This is a genomic window from Dactylosporangium fulvum (assembly GCF_025137375.1).
Classification (GTDB): domain Bacteria; phylum Actinomycetota; class Actinomycetes; order Mycobacteriales; family Micromonosporaceae; genus Dactylosporangium; species Dactylosporangium fulvum.
The window spans coordinates 6,485,942-6,503,397 of record NZ_CP073720.1 but is presented as its reverse complement, the minus strand read 5'-3'; the positions used below and the strand labels follow the sequence as shown (position 1 = coordinate 6,503,397).

General features: G+C 71.8%; 17 protein-coding genes. 13 read left to right on the top strand and 4 right to left on the bottom strand.

The features are described 5' to 3' along the window. Positions 1-1,005 precede the first annotated feature (1,005 nt). Genes Dfulv_RS30045 through Dfulv_RS30030 form a run of 4 tightly spaced genes read left to right on the top strand, consistent with a single transcriptional unit; the run spans position 1,006 to position 4,476 of the window. A complete protein-coding gene (locus Dfulv_RS30045) occupies positions 1,006-2,058 on the top strand; it encodes a MarR family winged helix-turn-helix transcriptional regulator (protein ID WP_259857106.1) in 1,053 nt (350 codons plus the stop codon). Further along, complete coding sequence (locus tag Dfulv_RS30040) at positions 2,055-2,846, top strand: ABC transporter ATP-binding protein (RefSeq protein ID WP_259857105.1); 792 nt, start codon at positions 2,055-2,057, stop codon at positions 2,844-2,846. Before Dfulv_RS30045 ends, Dfulv_RS30040 begins: the two co-directional genes overlap by 4 nt. Then, positions 2,806-3,624: an ABC transporter permease gene (locus Dfulv_RS30035; RefSeq protein ID WP_259857104.1), complete on the top strand. Its 819-nt coding sequence runs from the start codon at positions 2,806-2,808 to the stop codon at positions 3,622-3,624. Before Dfulv_RS30040 ends, Dfulv_RS30035 begins: the two co-directional genes overlap by 41 nt. Positions 3,625-3,642: 18 nt before the next feature. Then, complete coding sequence (locus tag Dfulv_RS30030) at positions 3,643-4,476, top strand: SAM-dependent methyltransferase (protein WP_259857101.1); 834 nt, start codon at positions 3,643-3,645, stop codon at positions 4,474-4,476. Positions 4,477-4,516: 40 nt separating this feature from the next. Here Dfulv_RS30030 and Dfulv_RS30025 read toward each other — a convergent pair whose 3' ends face one another. Further along, positions 4,517-5,539 carry a LacI family DNA-binding transcriptional regulator gene (locus Dfulv_RS30025; protein WP_259857098.1) on the bottom strand — a complete coding sequence of 341 codons (1,023 nt, stop codon included), beginning with the start codon at positions 5,537-5,539 and terminating at the stop codon, positions 4,517-4,519. A gap of 142 nt (positions 5,540-5,681) precedes the next feature. Between Dfulv_RS30025 and Dfulv_RS30020 the strand changes: the two genes are divergently transcribed. From Dfulv_RS30020 to Dfulv_RS29995, 6 genes are read left to right on the top strand one after another with little or no spacing between them, the layout of a single operon-like run. Continuing rightward, positions 5,682-7,010: an ABC transporter substrate-binding protein gene (locus Dfulv_RS30020; RefSeq protein ID WP_259857096.1), complete on the top strand. Its 1,329-nt coding sequence runs from the start codon at positions 5,682-5,684 to the stop codon at positions 7,008-7,010. 4 nt (positions 7,011-7,014) lie between these two features. Then, positions 7,015-7,935, top strand: coding sequence for a carbohydrate ABC transporter permease (locus Dfulv_RS30015; protein WP_259857094.1), 921 nt, complete (start codon positions 7,015-7,017; stop codon positions 7,933-7,935). Beyond that, positions 7,925-8,782, top strand: coding sequence for a carbohydrate ABC transporter permease (locus Dfulv_RS30010; protein WP_259857092.1), 858 nt, complete (start codon positions 7,925-7,927; stop codon positions 8,780-8,782). Before Dfulv_RS30015 ends, Dfulv_RS30010 begins: the two co-directional genes overlap by 11 nt. Continuing rightward, entirely contained in the window at positions 8,783-9,892 is a 1,110-nt protein-coding gene (locus Dfulv_RS30005; protein WP_259857090.1) for a Gfo/Idh/MocA family protein, read from the top strand. Further along, entirely contained in the window at positions 9,889-10,731 is an 843-nt protein-coding gene (locus Dfulv_RS30000; RefSeq protein ID WP_259857088.1) for a sugar phosphate isomerase/epimerase family protein, read from the top strand. The genes Dfulv_RS30005 and Dfulv_RS30000 overlap by 4 nt, the downstream gene beginning before the upstream one ends. After that, a complete protein-coding gene (locus Dfulv_RS29995; protein WP_259857087.1) occupies positions 10,728-11,372 on the top strand; it encodes a class I SAM-dependent methyltransferase in 645 nt (214 codons plus the stop codon). The genes Dfulv_RS30000 and Dfulv_RS29995 overlap by 4 nt, the downstream gene beginning before the upstream one ends. An 84-nt stretch (positions 11,373-11,456) precedes the next feature. Here the strand turns inward: Dfulv_RS29995 and Dfulv_RS29990 are convergent, their stop codons facing one another. Then, the gene (locus Dfulv_RS29990; protein ID WP_259857086.1) at positions 11,457-12,305 is read right to left on the bottom strand and encodes an ROK family protein; all 849 of its coding nucleotides are present in this window, start codon (positions 12,303-12,305) and stop codon (positions 11,457-11,459) included. Between the two features lie 50 nt (positions 12,306-12,355). On the opposite strand from Dfulv_RS29990, the gene Dfulv_RS29985 reads away from it, so the two are divergent. The 3 genes from Dfulv_RS29985 to Dfulv_RS29975 are packed head-to-tail and all read left to right on the top strand — an operon-like array spanning position 12,356 to position 15,257. Beyond that, entirely contained in the window at positions 12,356-13,654 is a 1,299-nt protein-coding gene (locus Dfulv_RS29985; RefSeq protein WP_259857085.1) for an enolase C-terminal domain-like protein, read from the top strand. Beyond that, positions 13,651-14,499, top strand: a complete 849-nt coding sequence (locus Dfulv_RS29980) for an NAD-dependent epimerase/dehydratase family protein (RefSeq protein ID WP_259857084.1) — start codon at positions 13,651-13,653, stop codon at positions 14,497-14,499. Before Dfulv_RS29985 ends, Dfulv_RS29980 begins: the two co-directional genes overlap by 4 nt. Before the next feature lie 59 nt (positions 14,500-14,558). Further along, positions 14,559-15,257 (top strand): ankyrin repeat domain-containing protein, encoded by a 699-nt coding sequence (locus tag Dfulv_RS29975; protein WP_259857082.1) that lies wholly within the window; start codon positions 14,559-14,561, stop codon positions 15,255-15,257. Positions 15,258-15,259: 2 nt separating this feature from the next. Here Dfulv_RS29975 and Dfulv_RS29970 read toward each other — a convergent pair whose 3' ends face one another. Then, complete coding sequence (locus Dfulv_RS29970; protein WP_259857079.1) at positions 15,260-16,333, bottom strand: hypothetical protein; 1,074 nt, start codon at positions 16,331-16,333, stop codon at positions 15,260-15,262. A 3-nt stretch (positions 16,334-16,336) separates the two neighbouring features. Further along, positions 16,337-17,455, bottom strand: a complete 1,119-nt coding sequence (locus Dfulv_RS29965; RefSeq protein ID WP_259857077.1) for an SPFH domain-containing protein — start codon at positions 17,453-17,455, stop codon at positions 16,337-16,339. Between the last annotated feature and the right edge of the window lies 1 nt (position 17,456).

Below are 17,456 nucleotides of genomic sequence, written 5' to 3'. Positions count from 1 at the left end.
CCGCGCCGCGCCGCGCCGCGCCGCGCCGCGCAGTGCCGCGCAGTGCCGCGCAGTGCCGCGCCGCGCAGTGCCGCGCAGTGCCGCGCCGCGCAGTGCCGCGCCGCAGTGCCGGGCCGCAGTGCCGCGCCGGGTCGGGCCGCGCGCGAAGCTGTGCCCCCGCGACGCCGGGCTGCGGCGTCCGTGGCCCGTGGTGCGGGGCGGCCGTGCTCCGCGCTTGGCTTGACCCGGGTTGCTTGATCGTCGGAAACATCTGGCTGTCCAGGCAGCCCGAAGTTTCCCTTGATCTACGAACCGCAGCCGCACCACCCGGCCGGCCTCAGCCGCCGCACTCGTGATCGCGAACTTGCCGCGATCACGGCCACAAACCGGCCGGAACCCGCCACGACAACCTCCAATCGCTCATGATCACTCCGCGCCGCCAACAGTCGCGTTTAGGGGGTGGTCGGGCGGTTCGGCCACCGTTTCATGATCACGGGCGTTGTGCGGGACTCCTGGATCCTGTTGCGCAATTCGGATCCCTCGCGCGTCAACCCCGACAACCGCGCCGATCTTGGAGTTGTGGTCCTTGACAAACCCGGACAAATTCGGAGGTTCATGGCGCCACAACTCCAAGATCGGCGCGTAGTTGGGCCGCCAACACTGTCCCAGCGAATTACGCAACAGGCACCCATGGCTACACAAACGCTCCGGGATCATGAAACTGGCCGCTCGATCCCGTGGTCGCCGGTCGGCGCTTGGCCATGATTGCGGCAAGTTCGCGATCACGGGTGCGGAACCCTGAAGGGCGCAGCGGTCGACGCCGGGGCGGACGCGACCAAGAACGCCGGCCTTGGTCGTTCGCTCGCCGGCCCAACTGCTCCGTCGCGGCTCGTCCGCCGGCCGGCCCACCTCGCCGAGACCGTCCAGTAGCCGCTCCCGCGCGGCGGCCGGACGGGCCGGAGCGCCGCCCGTGATCAGCATCTTCGTTCCCTATAATTAGCTCTGCTAACGAGGTATTGTGAAGGTGTGGATCACCTGGCGTTGGCTGGCAGGCTGTCGGAGCAGCTCAACGCGGTTCGTCGCGTCCTGCGTCGCCGGCTCCGTGTCGATCTCGATCGCCTGCCGTTGACCGGCAGCCAGCTGGAGCTGCTGCGGATCGTCGAGTCGACGCCCGGCATCGGTGTCACGGCCGCAGCCCAGTCCCTCCACCTGGCCGGCAACTCGGTCAGCACGCTGGTCAACCAGCTGACGGAGGCCGACCTCCTGCGGCGCGAGCAGGACCCCGCCGACCGGCGCACGGCCCGCCTGTTCCTGACCGACACCGCGACGGCCCGGTTGTCGTCGTGGCGGGCGGCGAGGTTGCAGCTGCTGTCGTCGGTGTTGACCCGGCTCTCGCCGACGGACCGCGCGGCGTTGGAAGCGGCCCTGCCCGCGTTGGCCAACCTGACCGACCTGCTGTCCGAGACGGAGGAGCCGTCCGGGGAGGCTGCCGGGCCGCCCTCCTCCGGCGGCGCGGCACTCCGGACGGGCCGGGCGACCGGTTCCGCGGGCGCGGCACCCTCGCCGGATGCGGGGACTGCGGTTTCCCGGTCGGGTGTGGTGCCTGCACCGGACGTGGGTGTCGTGGGTTCCCGGCCCGGCGCGGCGCCTCTGCCGGATGCGATGGCCGTGAGTCCCCGGCCGGGCGTGACACCGTCGCCGGGTGCGGGGGCCGGGGGCGTTCCGTCAGGCCCGGCGGCCGGCGCCGAGGCGCCCGCCCCGTCCGCACCGTCGCCGGGTGCAGGGTCCTCGCCGGGCGCGGGGGCCGGGGTCGTTTCGTCAGGCCCGGCGGCCGGCGCAGAGATGCCCGCCCCGTCCACTTCGAAGTCCGTCCCCGCAGCGGCCGAAGGTCTCCACGCCCGGCTCGCGCCCAGTTCCGGTCCGCCCGGAGCCGCCGCAAGCCGACCTCCCTCCGACCCATCACATCCTAGCTTCCTAGGACGCGGAAGAGGTGGTGGCGGTGGGCACCGCGTGGACGAGGACCGGCGGAGGAGTGCCCCGGCCGACGGGCGTGAACAGGCGAAAGGGGACCATCGATGAGTGACGCCGTGCGGATCGACGGACTCAACCACCGGTTCAAGGAGGTCCTCGCCGTCGATCAGCTTTCCCTCACCGTCACCGCCGGGGAGGTCTTCGGGCTGCTCGGACCGAACGGCGCCGGCAAGACCACCACCATCCGCATCCTCACCACCCTGCTGCCGCCCCAGCAGGGGACCGTCGAGGTGTTCGGGTTCGACGTCCGGAAGCGGAAGATGGCGGTCCGGCGGCTGATCGGGTATGTGCCGCAGGCCCTCTCCGCCGACGCCGGCCTCAGCGGGCGGGAGAACGTGGCCCTGTTCGCGCGGCTCTTCGACGTTCCCCGGCGCGAACGCAGGGAACGTACCGACGCGGTCATCGAGGCGATGGGGCTCAGCGATGCCGCGGACCGGCCCGCCGGGACGTATTCGGGTGGGATGATCCGCCGGCTGGAGCTGGCCCAGGCCCTGGTCAGCGCGCCCCGGCTGCTGGTGCTCGACGAGCCGACGATCGGGCTCGACCCGGTGGCGCGGGCGGGGGTGTGGGAGCGGATCACCGAGGTCCGGGCGCAGACGGGCATGACGGTGCTGGTGACGACGCACTACATGGAGGAGGCCGAGGAGTTCTGCGACCGCGTGGCGTTGATGCACCGCGGCCGGATCCGGGCCCTCGGCACGCCGGCCGAGCTGATCGCGCAGACGGCGGGGGAGAGCCTCGACGACGTGTTCCGCTCGTACACCGGTGACGATCTCGACGCAGGGGGGTTCAGTGATGTCCGCACAGCTCGCCGTACCGCACGCCGGCTCGGTTGACACACGGGAACGGCCGGTCCGCGCGCTGTGGACGCGGGTGGTCGCCATGTGCCTGGTGGAGCTGCAGAAGCTGCGCCGGGACCGGACCGAGGTGGTGACCCGGGCGATCCAGCCCGCGCTGTGGCTGATCATTTTCGGTCAGACGTTCACGCATCTGCGGGCGATCCCGACCGGCGGCATCCCGTATCTCGACTTCCTCGCGCCGGGGATCCTCGCCCAGTCGGCGCTGTTCGTGTCGATCTTCTACGGCATCCACATCATCTGGGAGCGTGACGCCGGGGTGCTGGCGAAGCTGATGGTCACGCCGACGCCACGGGCGGCGCTGGTGACCGGGAAGGCTTTCGCGGCCGGGATCCGGGCGCTCGTGCAGGCGGTGGTGGTGATCGTACTGGCGGCGCTGCTGGGTGTCGCGTTCACCGCCGATCCGCTGCGGCTGCTCGGTACCGCCGCCGTCCTCGTCCTGGGATCGGCGTTCTTCTGCTGCCTGTCGATCACGCTCGCGGGCCTGGTGCTGAAGCGCGACCGGATGATGGGTATCGGACAGGCGATCATGATGCCGCTGTTCTTCGCGTCGAACGCGCTCTATCCGGTGGCGGTGATGCCGGGCTGGCTCCAGGTGCTCAACCACGTGAACCCGCTCAGCTACGAGGTCGACGCGCTGCGCGGCCTGCTGATCGGCACGCCGGCGCACCTGGCGCTGGACGCGGTGGTGCTGGTCGGCTCGACCGCGCTGGCCGTGATCGTCGCGTCGGCCATGCTGGGTCGCCTGACGAGGTGACCACGCCGACGCCTTTCGATGTATAAGGTGTACGGCGTGAGCCACAGCGACCTCGACCGGATCGACACGACGACCGCACACCCCGCCCGCCGGTACAACTACTGGCTCGGCGGCAAGGACAATTTCGCCGCCGATCGGGAGTCCGGTGACGCGATCGCCGCGGTGTATCCGGCGATCCGGACGACCGCGCTCGAGAACCGGCGCTTCCTGCGCCGCGCCGTGCGGTTCGTCGCGGAGCAGGGGGTGCGGCAGTTCCTCGACATCGGCACGGGCATCCCGACGGCGGACAACACGCACGAGGTTGCGCAGGCGATCGCGCCGGAGTCGCGGATCGTCTACGTCGACAACGACCCGATCGTGCTGACCCATGCCCGGGCGTTGCTGACGAGCACGCCGGAGGGCGCGACGGCGTATATCGACGCGGATCTGCGGGATGTGGACGGCATCCTGGCGCACCCGGACCTGCGGCGGACGCTGGACCTCGACCGGCCGGTCGCGGTGATGCTGATCGCGATCGTGCACTTCCTGTTCGACGACGACAGGCCGTATGAGACGGTGCGCCGCCTGCTCGACCCGTTGCCGTCGGGCAGTTGTCTCGTGCTGACGCACGGCACGAGTGACCTGGCGTCGCCGGAGGTCAGGGCGCACGCCGAGGCGGAGATGCGGGCGGGCCGGCTGCGGTTCGACGCGATGCCTCGCACGAAGGAGCAGGTGGCGGAGTTCTTCACCGGCCTGGAGCTGGTCGATCCGGGGATCGTGCCGATCATCGACTGGCGCCCGACGGTCCCGGAGGCGGACCGCCCGCCGGTGACGGACGTGGCGATGTACGGCGCGGTGGCCCGCAAGCCCTGAGAACGCAGCCTGCCGACGAGGTTTTCCGGAGCGTGGTGACTCAGCGGTGGGCCGGGCCGGTCGAGCCGCGGACCGTGAGGTGGACCGGCAGCATCACCGACTGGCGCATCGTCGGGGCCGCGGTCCGGTCCAGCCGTGACAGCAGCATCGACACGGCGACGCGGCCGGCCTGCTCGATCGGGGCGGTCAGGGTCGTCAGCGGCGGGTGGCAGAAGTCGGCGCCGAAGATGTCGTCACAGCCGACGACGCTGAGGTCCTCCGGCACGCGGACCGACCGTTCGCGGAGGCGTTGCAGGATGCCGATCGCGAGCAGGTCGTTGAAGACGATGCAGGCGGTGACGCCGGTGTTGAGGACCGCGTCGGCGGCGGCCGTGCCGGAGCGGCGGCCGGACGGGAAGGGGCCGACGCGGATGAACGTGAGGCGGTGGCGGGCGGCAACGTCCTGCGCGGCGTGCCAGCGAGCCTCGTTGGGCCAGGACCGCTCGGGGCCGGAGACGTAGGCGATGCGCCGGTGGCCGAGCGAGATCAGGTGCTCGGCGGCCTGGTGGATGCCGGCGGGGGTGTCGATGATCGTGCTGGGCACGCCGCGGACGTTGCGGTTGATCGTGACGAGCGGGATCTCCTCCGCGAGTTTGGCGAGGGCGCGGTCGGGGAGGCGGGAGGCGGCGAGGATGGCGCCGTCGAGGGAGCGGCGCATCTTGTGCAGCATCTCGGCCTCGAGCTCGCCGGAGTCCTCGGTGTCGATGAGCAGCTGCGCGTATCCGGCGGCCTTGAGCTGCTGCTGGGTGCCGCGGAGCACGTCGAAGTAGAACGGGTTCGTGACGTCGGAGACCAGGACGGCGATCGCGCCGGTGCGGCCCGAGCTGAGCGCTCTGGCCTGCGAGTTCGGCACGTAGCGCAGCTCGCGTGCGGCGGCCTCGATCCGCTGGCGGGTGGCGGGGTTGACCCGGCCGGGGTTGTTGAGGGCGCGCGAGACCGTCGACGCGGCGACCCCGGTCGCCGCCGCGATGTCGTTGATGGTGACGGGGCGTTCACCGGACCCGGACTGGTGTGCGCGGGGCATGGCCGACAGCAAAGCAGACTTTGGCAAACGTTGGCAAACGATTGCCACCCTCTGAGCGGCGTTGCTAGCGTCCGGAATCGATGCACCCCGACACCCCCAGACCGAAGGTGCACCCCGCTCACAGAGGAGTGGACACCCCCTTATGAAGCGACTGCAGTTCCTCGCCGCGGCCACCGCCCTGACCCTGTCACTGGCAGCCTGCGGTGGCGGCGATGACTCCACCGATGCCGAGAGCGGCGCCGGCAAGACGCTCAACGTGCTGGTGCAGGCCAACACGATCTACCCCGACCAGCAGCGCCAGTGGTTCACCGCGATCAACGACAAGTTCAAGGCGCAGACCGGCGCCGAGGTGAAGTTCGAGACGTTCGCCTCGCCCAACGACGAGCTGACGAAGATCCAGACCGCGGTCCTGTCGGGGCAGGGCCCGGACATCTACTCGCTCGGCACGACGTTCACCCCGACCGCGTATGCGACCGGGGCCTTCCTCGAGCTCAAGGACGACGACTGGAAGAAGGCCGGCGGCAAGGAGGCGTTCCTGCCGGCGACCCTGGGCATCTCCGGACCGGACGCCGACCACCAGGTCGGGATCCCGTTCACCAGCAGGCCGTTCGTCATGGCGTACAACAAGGAGCTCTTGAGCGCCGCAGGCATCGACAAGCCGGCCGACAGCTGGGACGGGCTGCTGGAGCAGGCGAAGAAACTGACCACCGGGGGCAACTACGGCCTCGCGGTCGCCTACGCCGACGGGTTCGACCCGTGGAAGTTCATCTGGGCGATGAGCGTCCAGGCCGGCAACCCCCTCGTGAAGGACAAGAAAGCGTCGCTGGACGACCCGGCGACGCTGAAGGCGTACCAGACCTACCTCGGCTGGCTCGCCACCGACAAGGTCGTCAACCCGGCCGCGGTCGGGTGGAAGAACGCGCAGGCCATCGCCGAGTTCGGGGCGGGCAAGGCGGCGTTCCTGCCGATGGTGTCGGCCACGTCGAAGGTGACGCTGGACAAGTCGGCGGTCGCCGGGAAGTACGCCTACGCGGTCATGCCGACCGTCCCGCCCGGCGCGACCAGCCGGCCCGGCAACGGGGTCGGCGCGACCAGCATCCTGTCCGGCGACAACCTCGTCGTCGCGAAGTACACGAAGAACAAGGACCTGGCGCTCGCCCTGGTGAAGCTGCTGACCAGCGCCGAGCAGCAGGAGTCGTACTACAAGACGTTCGGTGAGCTGCCGACGAACGCGGAGGCGGCGAAGAAGCTGCAGGCCGACCCGGCGCTCGCGGCGATCGTGGACTCGTCGTCGAAGTCGGCGGGCACGCCGTTCAGCGGTGCCTGGAGCCAGGTGCAGCTGGCGCTGGTCAACGTCGTGGTCCAGTCGATCCCCGGCCTGCAGGCCGGCAAGGTCGACGAGGCGAAGCTCAAGTCCCTGGTGGCCGACGCGCAGAAGGCCGCGCAGGACGCCATCGACAAGACAAAGTAGATAGATGGCCGTCACCATCGTCGAACGACCGGCGACGAAGACGCCGCCGGTGCGCAAGCGGGCCGTCAGCCGGCGTCAGCGTCCCCTGTGGATGCTGGCGCCGGGGGGCGTCCTCATGGTCGTCGTCATCCTCGTGCCGCTCGCCGTCGCGCTGCTCGTGTCGCTGCTCGACCTCGATCAGTACACGCTGCGGGAATGGACCGGCGCGCCCTTCATCGGCCTCGACAACTACGTCGAGGCGGTCACCGACACGGCGCTGCCGCACGCGATCCGGGTCAGCGTCGGCTACTCCGCCCTGGTCACCGTGGCGACCCTGCCGGTGGGGCTGGCCGCGGCGCTCGCCACCCAGCAGCGGTTCCCCGGCCGGGCGCTGGTCCGCTCGGCGTTCCTCATCCCGTACGTGCTGCCCGCGTTTGTCGTCGGGACGGTGTGGCGCACGATCCTGCAGCCGCAGGGCCCCGCCAACACGCTGCTCGGCGAGCAGTACCTCTGGCTCAACGGCCCGAAAAGCTACTGGGCGCTCGTCGTCGTGCAGCTGTGGACGTCATGGCCGCTGGTCTACCTGCTGGCGCTGTCCGGCCTGCAGGGAATCAACGAGGAGGTCCACGAGGCCGCCGCGCTCGACGGCGCCGGCTGGTGGATGAAGCTGCGGTACGTCATCTTCCCCCACCTGCGCGGGGTCCTCGCCCTGGGCCTGATCATCTCGTTCCTGCACAACCTCAACAACTTCACGCTGCCGTTCGTGCTGTTCGGCGTCCCCGCCCCGCACGACGTCGAGGTGCTGCCGGTGCTGACCTACGTGGAGAGCTTCCAGAACTTCCGGTTCGGGCTGAGCGCCGCGATGGCGGTGCTGTCGCTGCTGCTCGTGGCGATCCCGCTGGCGGTCTACCTGCGCGCGGTAAGGCTGAACCGCGATGAAAGCTGACGTCCAGCGGCTCCTGCCGAAACCGGTCCAGGTCGCGACGATCGCGCTGCTGCTCGTGTTCGCGCTCGCGCCGGTGCTCTACATGCTGTTCGCGTCCGTCAACGACGACCTCGCCGTCGCCCGCGGCGAGGTGTGGCCGTCGGCGTGGCACTTCGACAACTACGCGAAGATCTGGTCGACGGTCGAGCTCGGCGCCGGCCTCGGCAACAGCGTGCTCGTGGCCGGGACGGTCGCGATCGTCTGCGCGGTCGTGTCCGTCGCCACCGCCTACGTCCTCGTCCGGTTCACGTTCCTGGGCCGCGGCCTCGTCCTGCGCGGCCTGCTCGCCCTGCAGAGCATCCCCGGCACGCTCATGCTGCTGCCGGTCTTCGTCCTGTTCGCCAACCTCGCCACGATCCTGGGCATCCAGGTCATCGGCACGCGGTGGGCGCTGTTCGTCACGTACCTGACGTTCGCCCTGCCGTTCTCGACGTGGGTGATGGTCACGTACCTGCGGGGGCTGCCGCACGAGCTGGACGAGGCCGCCCGCCTCGACGGCGCCTCGTCGTGGCGGATCCTGCGCTCGATCGTGATCCCGCTCAGCTGGCCCGGTCTCGTCGTGGCCAGCATCTTCGCGTTCCTGCTCGGCTGGAACGACGTGCTGTTCGCGTCCGTCATGACCAACCCCGACAGCCGTACCGCCGCCGTGGCCCTCCAGGTCTTCGGCGCGACCCAGGAGGGCGGGGCGATCCCGGTCTACGGTCAGCTGATGGCCTCGGCGCTGGTCTGCGCGCTTCCGGTGGTGGTGTTGTACCTCGTGTTCCAGCGGTTCCTGGTCGGTGGCCTGACGGCCGGAGGGGTCAAGTAGATGCTCAACGTGGCGATCGTCGGCGCCGGCATCATCGGCGGCAATCACGCCGACGCGATCGTGCGCCATCCCCGCCTGCGGGTCGCGGCGCTGGTGGACGCTGTCCCGTCGGTGGCCGAGGCGCTGGCAGCACGGCTCGACCCCGCACCGATGGTGTGTTCGACGCTGGCCGACGCGCTGTCGTCGACCGGCATCGATCTCGTCGCCGTCTGCACACCGAGCGGCCTGCACGTCGAGGCGGCCGAGGAGACGCTGCGGGCCGGCACGCACCTGCTCGTCGAGAAGCCGCTCGACGTGTCCCTGCCCAAGGCCCGCGCGTTCGCGAAGGTCGCCGCCGAGGCGGAGGCCCGCGGACTGGTCTGCTCGGTCGTCAGCCAGCACCGGTTCGACCCGGCCCTGGTCGCCGTCCAGCGGGCCGTGCGGGAGGGCCGTCTCGGCCGGCTCACCTCCGCCGTCGTGTCCATGCCGTGGTGGCGCGAGCAGGCGTACTACGACTCGGCCGACTGGCGCGGCACGTGGGCCTTCGACGGCGGCGGCGCCCTGGCCAACCAGGGCATCCACCTCGTCGACCAGATGCTCGCGCTGCTCGGCCGGCCGGTCGAGGTGTACGCACGGACCGCGCGGGTGTCCCACGAGCGGATCGAGGTCGAGGACCTCGCCGTCGCCACCGTCCGGTTCGCCGGCGGCGCCCTCGCGGTGCTGCACGCCACCACCAGCGCCCCGCCCGGGCTGCCGGTCCGCCTGCAGTTGCACGGCACGCACGGGTCCGCCGTCCTGCACGACGACCAGCTGGAGTACTTCTTCGCCGCCGACCGGCCCGGCGTCGCGGCGCCGGCGCAGACCCGGGCACTCGTGCCGGCCGAGGAGCTGTTCGGCGCGCCGAAGGCGCCCGACGGGTTTGTCGTCGGGCATCTGCGGCAGTACCAGGACATCGTCGAAGCCATCGACGACGGCCGTCCACCGGGGGTCAGGGTCGCCGACGGCCTGCTGGCACTGGCGCTGGTCCGTGCCGTGTACGTGTCGGCGACCCTGGGCCGGCCGGTCGACTTCGAGCAGGTCCTCGACGGCGTCCACGACGACGTCGAGCCGAGTGTTGAGGAGATGGTGTGAGGTTCTCGGTCTTCACCGCGTCGACGCCCGAGTGGACCCCGGCCGAGGCGGTGCGCAAGCTCGCCGAGCAGGGCTACGACGGCGTCGAGTGGCGCGTCACCGATCAGGACGACGCCCCGCAGCCGGGCTTCTGGGCCGGCAACCGGGCGACCTGGCCGCTCACCGGCCTCGAGGCGGACCTGCCGGAGATCGCCCGCCTCACCCGCGAGGCCGGCCTGGAGTTCTCCGGCATCGGCGGCTACGCCAGGTCGTTCGAGCGCGACGACGTGGCCCGCCTCCTGGCCGCGACCGCCACGCTGGGCGCCGGCCGGGTCCGGGTGACGATGCCGCTGCTGCGGACCGGCCACTACCGCGACCTGTTCGAGGGGGCCCGCAAGGACCTGGAGTGGGCGACGGCGCTGGCGGGGGAGCACGGCGTCACGGTCCTGGTGGAGCTGCACCACGAGACGATCGCCGCGTCGGCGTCGTCGGCGCTGCGGCTCGTCGACGGTCTCGACCCGGCGGCGATCGGCGTCATCCACGACCTCGGCAACCTCGTGATCGAGGGCCACGAGGACCACCGGGCGGCGTTCGAGCTGCTCGGCCCATACCTCCAGCACGTCCACGTCAAGAACGTCGCGTGGCAGCCGGTGGCGACGGCCGACGACGGCACCGTGACGTGGGCACACGACTGGGCGACGCTGCGCGCCGGCCAGGCGGACGTGGGCGCCTACCTCCGGGCGCTGCGGGAGGCCGGCTACGACGGCTGGGTCACGCTGGAGGACTTCTCCACGGCCGTACCGCTGGAGGAGCGCACCCGCGACAACCTCGCCTACGTCCGGGCCCTGGCCGGCGCGTGACCGCGCCCGACGGCTCCCCGGTCGGCTTCTACGCGCTGCTCCCGCCGTCCGGGGAGGCCGAGATCGTGCACGCGGCGGTGCCGCCCGGCGCGGAGGTGCTGGAGCTCGGCTGCGGCACGGGCCGGATCCTGCGCCGCCTCGCCGCGCTCGGCCACGCCGTGACGGGCGTCGACACGTCCCCGGAGATGCTGGCGCACGCGGCGGACGTCACGACCGTGTGCACCCCGATCGAAACGGCGGACCTCGGCCGGCGCTTCGACGTGGTGCTGCTCGCCAGCCACCTGGTCAACACCCCGGATCCGGCCGTCCGCGCGGCGCTGCTCGCCGGTGCCCGCCGCCACGTCACCGCGGACGGCACGCTGGTCGTCCAGTGGCACCCACCGGCGTGGTTCGACACGGTGGCCCCGTCGGACGCCGAACGCGACGGCATCCGCTACGTGCTGAGTGCCCCGCACCGCGACGGCCCGCTGCTCACGGCGACCGTCGGGTACCACGTCGGCGACCGCCGGTGGAGCCACACGTTCACGGCCCGGCGCCTCACCGAGGACGAGCTCACCCAAGCCGTCGGCGAGGCCGGGTTCGGCCCGCCACGCCGGCTCACCGCCGACGGGTCGTGGCTCGCCAGCCGGCCGCTTCGATGATCGCCCGCGCCCGGGGCCGCGCCGGCCGCTGCCCGGGCTCGCAACACCCCGGCCCCCGCACGGCATCGCCGTGGGATCAAGCGCTCACCGGGCGCCCGCGTACGCCGCGCCGAGCAGCGCCGCGTGCTCCGTGTCGGTCACCGGGCGGGCCGGCACGTCGAGGCCGAGCGCCGGCTCGATGAGGTCCCAGGCCCCGGTCATCGACCCGCCGACGACCACGACCTCGGCGCCGAACCGGTGCAGCCAGCCGGTCAGCAGCCCGCCCAGCACCCCGAACGCGTCGCCGACGACCTGCCGCGCGGCCGTGTCGCCGCCCCGGGCGAGGGCGGCCAGGCCCCGCATGCCGTCGACGGTCGTCCCGGTCCGCTCCCGGTACGCCCTGATCAGCGCCCGGTCCGACACGAGGTCCTCGATGTTCGCCCCGTCGACGGCACAGAAGTGGATCTCCCCGTCGGGCGGGACGTCGGGGCCGTCCGCCACGATCCGCCCGTCGGCGAGCCAGGCCGAGCCGATGCCCGTGCCCAGGGTGATCGCCACGCACCGCGCCGCGCCGGCCGCCGCGCCGTCGAGCCACTCGCCGAGCAGGAACGCGTCGGCGTCGTTGACGAACGTGAACGACGCCGGATCCGCCGGGATCGCCTCCGCCAGCGCCACCCGCAGGTTCACCCCGCGCAGCCCGTCGAACTTGCCGACGCCCGCATGCTGGGACACCCCGGCCGCGTAGTCGAACGGGCCCGGAACCGCCACCGCCCACCGGTCCGCCGGATCCGGGCCGAGGCGCTTCGCGGCGTCGGCGAGCACCCCGATGATCGTGTGCGCGTCCTGGGCGGGGTCGAGCGTGTGCCGCTGCCGATCCACCACGCGCCGCTCGGCGAGCAGCACACTGGCCGCAGTCACGTGACTGCCGCCCACCTCGAGAACCCGCACCGTCATACACACGGCGGTAACGTTAGCGCACACATGATCGGGAGAAGGGCGACCTGGTGACCGGAGACCACGATCCGAACCATCTGCTGGACGCGAACGGTGGCCTGCCCGAGGCACAGCCGCCGTGGCCGGCGCGGGACAAACTGCGGATCACCGCCGTCCGGCCGGTGGTGACCGCACCGGAAGGGCTGCCGCTGGTCGTCGTCAAGGTCGAGACCTCCGAGCCGGGGTTGTACGGGCTGGGCTGCGCCACGTTCACCCAGCGCTACGCGGCGGTCGCGGCCGCCGTCGCCGAGCACGTCGGCCCGCTCGCGGTCGGCCGGCACCCCGCCGACATCGAGGACATCACCCGCACGGTGCACTTCTCGTCGTACTGGCGCAACGGCCCCGTGCTCAACAACGCCCTCTCCGGCCTCGACCAGGCCCTGTGGGACATCGCCGGCAAGCGCGCCGGCATGCCGGTCCACGAACTGCTCGGCGGCCGGGTCCGGGGCGGAATCGAGGTCTACACCCACGCGTCCGGCGCCGACACCGCCGAGGTCCTCGACGAGGCCGAACGGCTCATCGCCCAGGGGTACCGCAACATCCGCCTCCAGCGCAGCGAGCCCGGCCTCGGCAGCTACGGCGCCCCCGGCACCGGCGGCCACTACCCGGGCTCGCCGAACCCCGACGGCTGGGACCCGGAGCGGTACCTGCGCAACACCCCGTCGCTGTTCGAGGCGGCCCGGCAGCGGCTCGGCCGGGAGATCAACCTCATGCACGACGTCCACAGCCGGCTCACCCCGAAACAGGCGATCGTCCTGGCGCGGGCGCTGGAGCCCTACGGCCTGTCGTTCCTCGAGGACGTCATCCCGTCCGAGCACTACGACCGGCTCCCCGAGGTGCGGGCCGCCTCGCCGGTGCCGCTCGCCGTCGGTGAGCAGCTCGGCTCCGTCGTCGACGCCGCGCGGCTGATCCGCGACGGGGGCGTCGACCTCATCCGGCTGCACACCTCCGCCGTCGGCGGCCTCACGCCGACCCGCAAGCTGGCCGCGCTCGCCGAGCTGTGCGGGGTGCGGACCGCGTTCCACTCGCCGGCCGACGTGTCGCCGATCGGCGTCGCCGCCAACCTCGCCGTCGACGTGTCGAGCCCCGCGTTCGGGTTCCAGGAGTCGCACGAGTACAACGAGGCCGCCCACGAGGTGTTCCCCGGTTGCCCCGACGTGACGGCCGGCTACATGTACCCGTCGAACGAGCCCGGCTGGGGCGTCGACCTCGACGAGCGGGAAGCGGCGAAGTACCCGCCGACGAAGTTCCTCTTCGACCGCTGGGCCGCGGTCGTCCGCCGCCCCGACGGTGCCCTGGAAGCACCGTGAGGATCGTCGTCACCGGGGCGGGCGGGAACATCGGGCGGGCGGTCGTCCGGCGGCTGGCGTCGGCGGGCATGTCGGTCGTCGGGCTGTCCCTGGAGCCCGCCACGCTGCCCGTCGAGCGGCTCATCGTCGGGTCCGCGGGCGATCCCGGGACCGTGGCCGACGTGTTCGAGGGCGGGGCCGACGCCGTCGTCCACCTCGCCGCGCTGCCGTCGCCGGCGTTCGGCACGCCCCTGGAGGTGTTCGGCGGCAACACCCGCGCCACGTTCGTCGTGCTGGAGGAGGCGGCCCGCCGCGGTGTGCGGCGGGCCGTGCTCGCCAGCAGCTACGCGATGCTCGGCACGGCGTTCTCCCCGCACGACCTGCACCCGCCGTACTACCCGCTCGACGAGCAGGCGCCGCTGCAGGTCGAGGACCCGTACGCGCTGTCGAAGCAGGTCGACGAGGCCATCGGGTCGATGGTCCACCGCCGGTACGGCATGGACGTCGTCGCGATGCGCTTCCCGTTCACCGGCGACTGGGACCGGCTCGAAGAGCAGGCGAAGCGGGTGCGCGACGACGCTTCGGCCATGGCCCGCGACTCCTGGGCGTACCTCCACGTCGACGACGCCGCCGAGGCCGTCCGGCTCGCCGTCTCGCGGCCCGTCACCGGCTTCCACCCGGTGTTCCTCGCCGCCGCCGAGACCATGGCGCCGTGGCCGACCGAGGAGCTCATCCGCCGCCACCACCCGGACACCCCGATCCGCGCCCCCATTCCCGGGCGGGCCACCCCGATCGACACCACCGCGATCGAGACGCTGCTCGGCTTCCGCCCCACCCACGTGCTTCAGATCACCGCAAACGGATAGGGCGTCCGCTTCGACCGCAGCACCAGCGCGTCGAAGAACCCGTCCTTAAGATCGGTGGCATGCTGGTGCCCGAGGCCGCCGCCGCGGCGATCCGTGCCGGTGACGTCGCGACCCTGCGCCGGCTCCTGGCCGAGGACCCCGGCCTGGCCACGGCCCGGCTCGGCCCCCGCACCCTGCTGCACGTGACGACCGACTGGCCGGGCCACTTCCCGAACGGCCCTTCGACGGTCGCCGTCCTGGTCGCGGCGGGTGCCGACGTCAACGCCCGGTTCACCGGCGCGCACACCGAGACGCCGCTGCACTGGGCCGCCAGCTGCGACGACGTCGAGGTGCTCGACGCGCTGCTCGACGCCGGCGCCGACATCGACGCGCCCGGCGCGGTCATCGCCGGCGGCACCCCGCTGGACGACGCGACGGCGTTCGCACAATGGCGGGCCGCCCACCGCCTGGTCGAGCGCGGCGCCCGGACCACGCTGTGGCACGCGGCGACGCTGGGCCTGATGGACCGCCTGCGCGAGTGCCTCGCCGCCGATGTTCCGCCGGCCGAGATCACCCGGGCGTTCTGGGGCGCCTGCCACGGCGGCCGGCAGGAGGCCGCGGCGCACCTGCTCGACCGCGGCGCGGACCTCAACTGGCTCCCGCCGTGGGAGCGCCTGACCCCGCTGGACGCCGCGATCCGCAGCGGCGCCACCGACCTGGCCGGGTGGCTCCGCGCCCGGGGCGGTCGGACCGCGGTGGAGCTGCCCGGCCCGCCCTGACGTCAGTGCGTCTTGCCGTACCAGATGAAGAACACGATCACGGCGATCAGCAGCACACCCGCCGTGATGGCGGCCGCGATCTTCGCCGTGCTGTACGGGCGCTCGCCCGCCACCTCGCCCGTGCGGCCGTTGACCTGGATGTTGAAGGTCTTGCCGGCGTAGACGTAGCAGGCCAGCCACACCGGCAGCAGCATGAGCTTGAACGTCACGTCGTGGTACTCGGTGTTGACGTGGTCGACGCGCTGCTCGTCGCCGCCGATGTCGTCCCGGCAGTCGCGCTCGATGATCGGGGCCATCTTGCGCTTCGCGTTCTCCAGGCCCGTCTCCGGCTCGACGTCGTAGCGCAGCGTCTCGTGCCCCACGAGGTACTCCGGACGGTACGGCTCGGCGTCGGTCAGCGGCCACGGCTCGAGGTCGTCGAGGTGCTTCTGCGTGACCTTCGTCGTGCCCGTCACGAGCACGTCGTCGAACGCCCGCCCGACGGTGCCGCTCGCGTGGTACCAGCGCGTCTTGCGCACCTGGCGGGTCTTCGTCTCACCGTTCTCGGTGTAGGTCTCGGTCTCCCAGTAGTGCTCGCCGCGCTGGCCCTGGTAGTGGGAGATCGTGCGGGAGTCGTACGTCCAGTGCGGCAGATACGTGCTCTTCGCGGACTCGGCCTCGGTGACCTTCTTGAGCCCGTTGGGCGCGAACCACCGCGACGACGCCCACTTGCCCAGCGATTCGCGCAGCTGCCGCTTGTCGAGCGCGAACGGCAGCACCGCCTCGGGCACCACCTGGTCGCCCGCGTTGACCTCGGCGACGACGGCCGCGCCGCAGAACCGGCAGCGGTCGGAGATCGCGTCGGACTCGGTCTCCGCGCCGCAGTTCCGGCACTTGAAGACGTGCTTGGCCAGCAGTGCGACCGGCTTGCGGGGCAGGCCGGCGAACTGGGCCCAGTCGTGCTCGCGGACCTGACGCGTGGGTGCCGCCAGCTGCGTCTCGTGCCCGCAGTACGGGCAGCGCAGCACCGAGGTACCGGGCGCGAACTCGACGTTGGCGCCGCAGCCGGCGCACGGGTACTGCGTCTGTAACACCACGGCTCAGCCCTGCGGCGGGAAGGGCGGTGGGACGGCAGCGAAGAGCGGACCGAGCTCGGGCACCTGCTCGGCCGGGGTCCACTGCGCCATGCCGTTCTTCCAGACCAGCGTGCCGCGGCCGATGGCGCCCGACCGGACCTGCGCACCGAGCGTGTTGAGGTCGAACGGGCCGGCCTGCTGGCCGTTGATGCCCGCGAACCACTGGTCCTGCTGGGGCAGTGGCGGCGGTCCCGCCGGTGCCGCAGGCGGGGCCGCGGGTGCCGGCGCGGGCTGGCTGAGCGCGTTCGCCATCCGCTGCCCGGCCGCCATGCCCAGGCCCAGGCCGAAGCCCTCGCCGGCGCCGCCCTGGTTGTTCGCGGCGTCCTCCATGGCGTTGGCGGCCTGGAACTTCGTGTACGCGTCCAGGTTGCCCAGCACGCCCATCGAGGTGCGCTTGTCGAGGGCCTCCTCGACCTCCGGCGGCAGGGAGATGTTCTCGATGATGAACTTCGGGATCTGCACGCCGTAGCCGGACAGTTCCTGGGTCAGCACCCCGGCGAGCTTCTGGCCGATGAGGAGCTGCTGCGCGACGAGGTCGAGCACCGGCACCTGCGCGGTGGCCAGGGCGGGACCGAGGTGGCCGACGATGAGCTGCCGGATGAACTCCGACACCTCCTCGGTGCGGAACTGCGGATCGGTGCCGACGAGCTCGCGGAGGAGCTTCTCCGGGTCGACGACCCGCAGCGCGTACGCACCGAACGCCCGCAGCCGGACCATGCCGAACTCGGCGTCGCGCATCATGACGGGGTTCTGCGTACCCCACTTGAAGTCGGTGAACTGGCGCGTGTTGACGAAGTAGACCTCCGCCTTCCACGGCGAGTCGAACCCGTACTTCCAGCCCTTCAGCGTCGACAGGATCGGCAGGTTCTGCGTCTGCAGCGTGTAGGTGCCGGGGGTGAAGACGTCCGCGACCTGGCCCTCGTTGACGAACACGGCGGTCTGCGACTCGCGCACGATGAGCTTGGCGCCCATCTTGATCTCGTTCTGGTAACGCGGGAAGCGCCAGACGATCGTGTCGCGACTGTCATCGAGCCACTCGATGATGTCGATGAACTCGCCCTTGACCTTGTCCCACAGTCCCACG

Coding starts and splice junctions, on each gene's coding strand:
- Dfulv_RS30035 (WP_259857104.1), top strand. CDS start 2,806: ATGTCCGCACAGCTCGCCGTACCGCACGCCGGCTCGGTTGACACACGG.
- Dfulv_RS30020 (WP_259857096.1), top strand. CDS start 5,682: ATGAAGCGACTGCAGTTCCTCGCCGCGGCCACCGCCCTGACCCTGTCA.
- Dfulv_RS30015 (WP_259857094.1), top strand. CDS start 7,015: ATGGCCGTCACCATCGTCGAACGACCGGCGACGAAGACGCCGCCGGTG.
- Dfulv_RS29990 (WP_259857086.1), bottom strand. CDS start 12,305: ATGACGGTGCGGGTTCTCGAGGTGGGCGGCAGTCACGTGACTGCGGCC.
- Dfulv_RS30005 (WP_259857090.1), top strand. CDS start 8,783: ATGCTCAACGTGGCGATCGTCGGCGCCGGCATCATCGGCGGCAATCAC.
- Dfulv_RS30030 (WP_259857101.1), top strand. CDS start 3,643: ATGTATAAGGTGTACGGCGTGAGCCACAGCGACCTCGACCGGATCGAC.
- Dfulv_RS30010 (WP_259857092.1), top strand. CDS start 7,925: ATGAAAGCTGACGTCCAGCGGCTCCTGCCGAAACCGGTCCAGGTCGCG.
- Dfulv_RS30025 (WP_259857098.1), bottom strand. CDS start 5,539: ATGCCCCGCGCACACCAGTCCGGGTCCGGTGAACGCCCCGTCACCATC.
- Dfulv_RS30040 (WP_259857105.1), top strand. CDS start 2,055: ATGAGTGACGCCGTGCGGATCGACGGACTCAACCACCGGTTCAAGGAG.
- Dfulv_RS29975 (WP_259857082.1), top strand. CDS start 14,559: ATGCTGGTGCCCGAGGCCGCCGCCGCGGCGATCCGTGCCGGTGACGTC.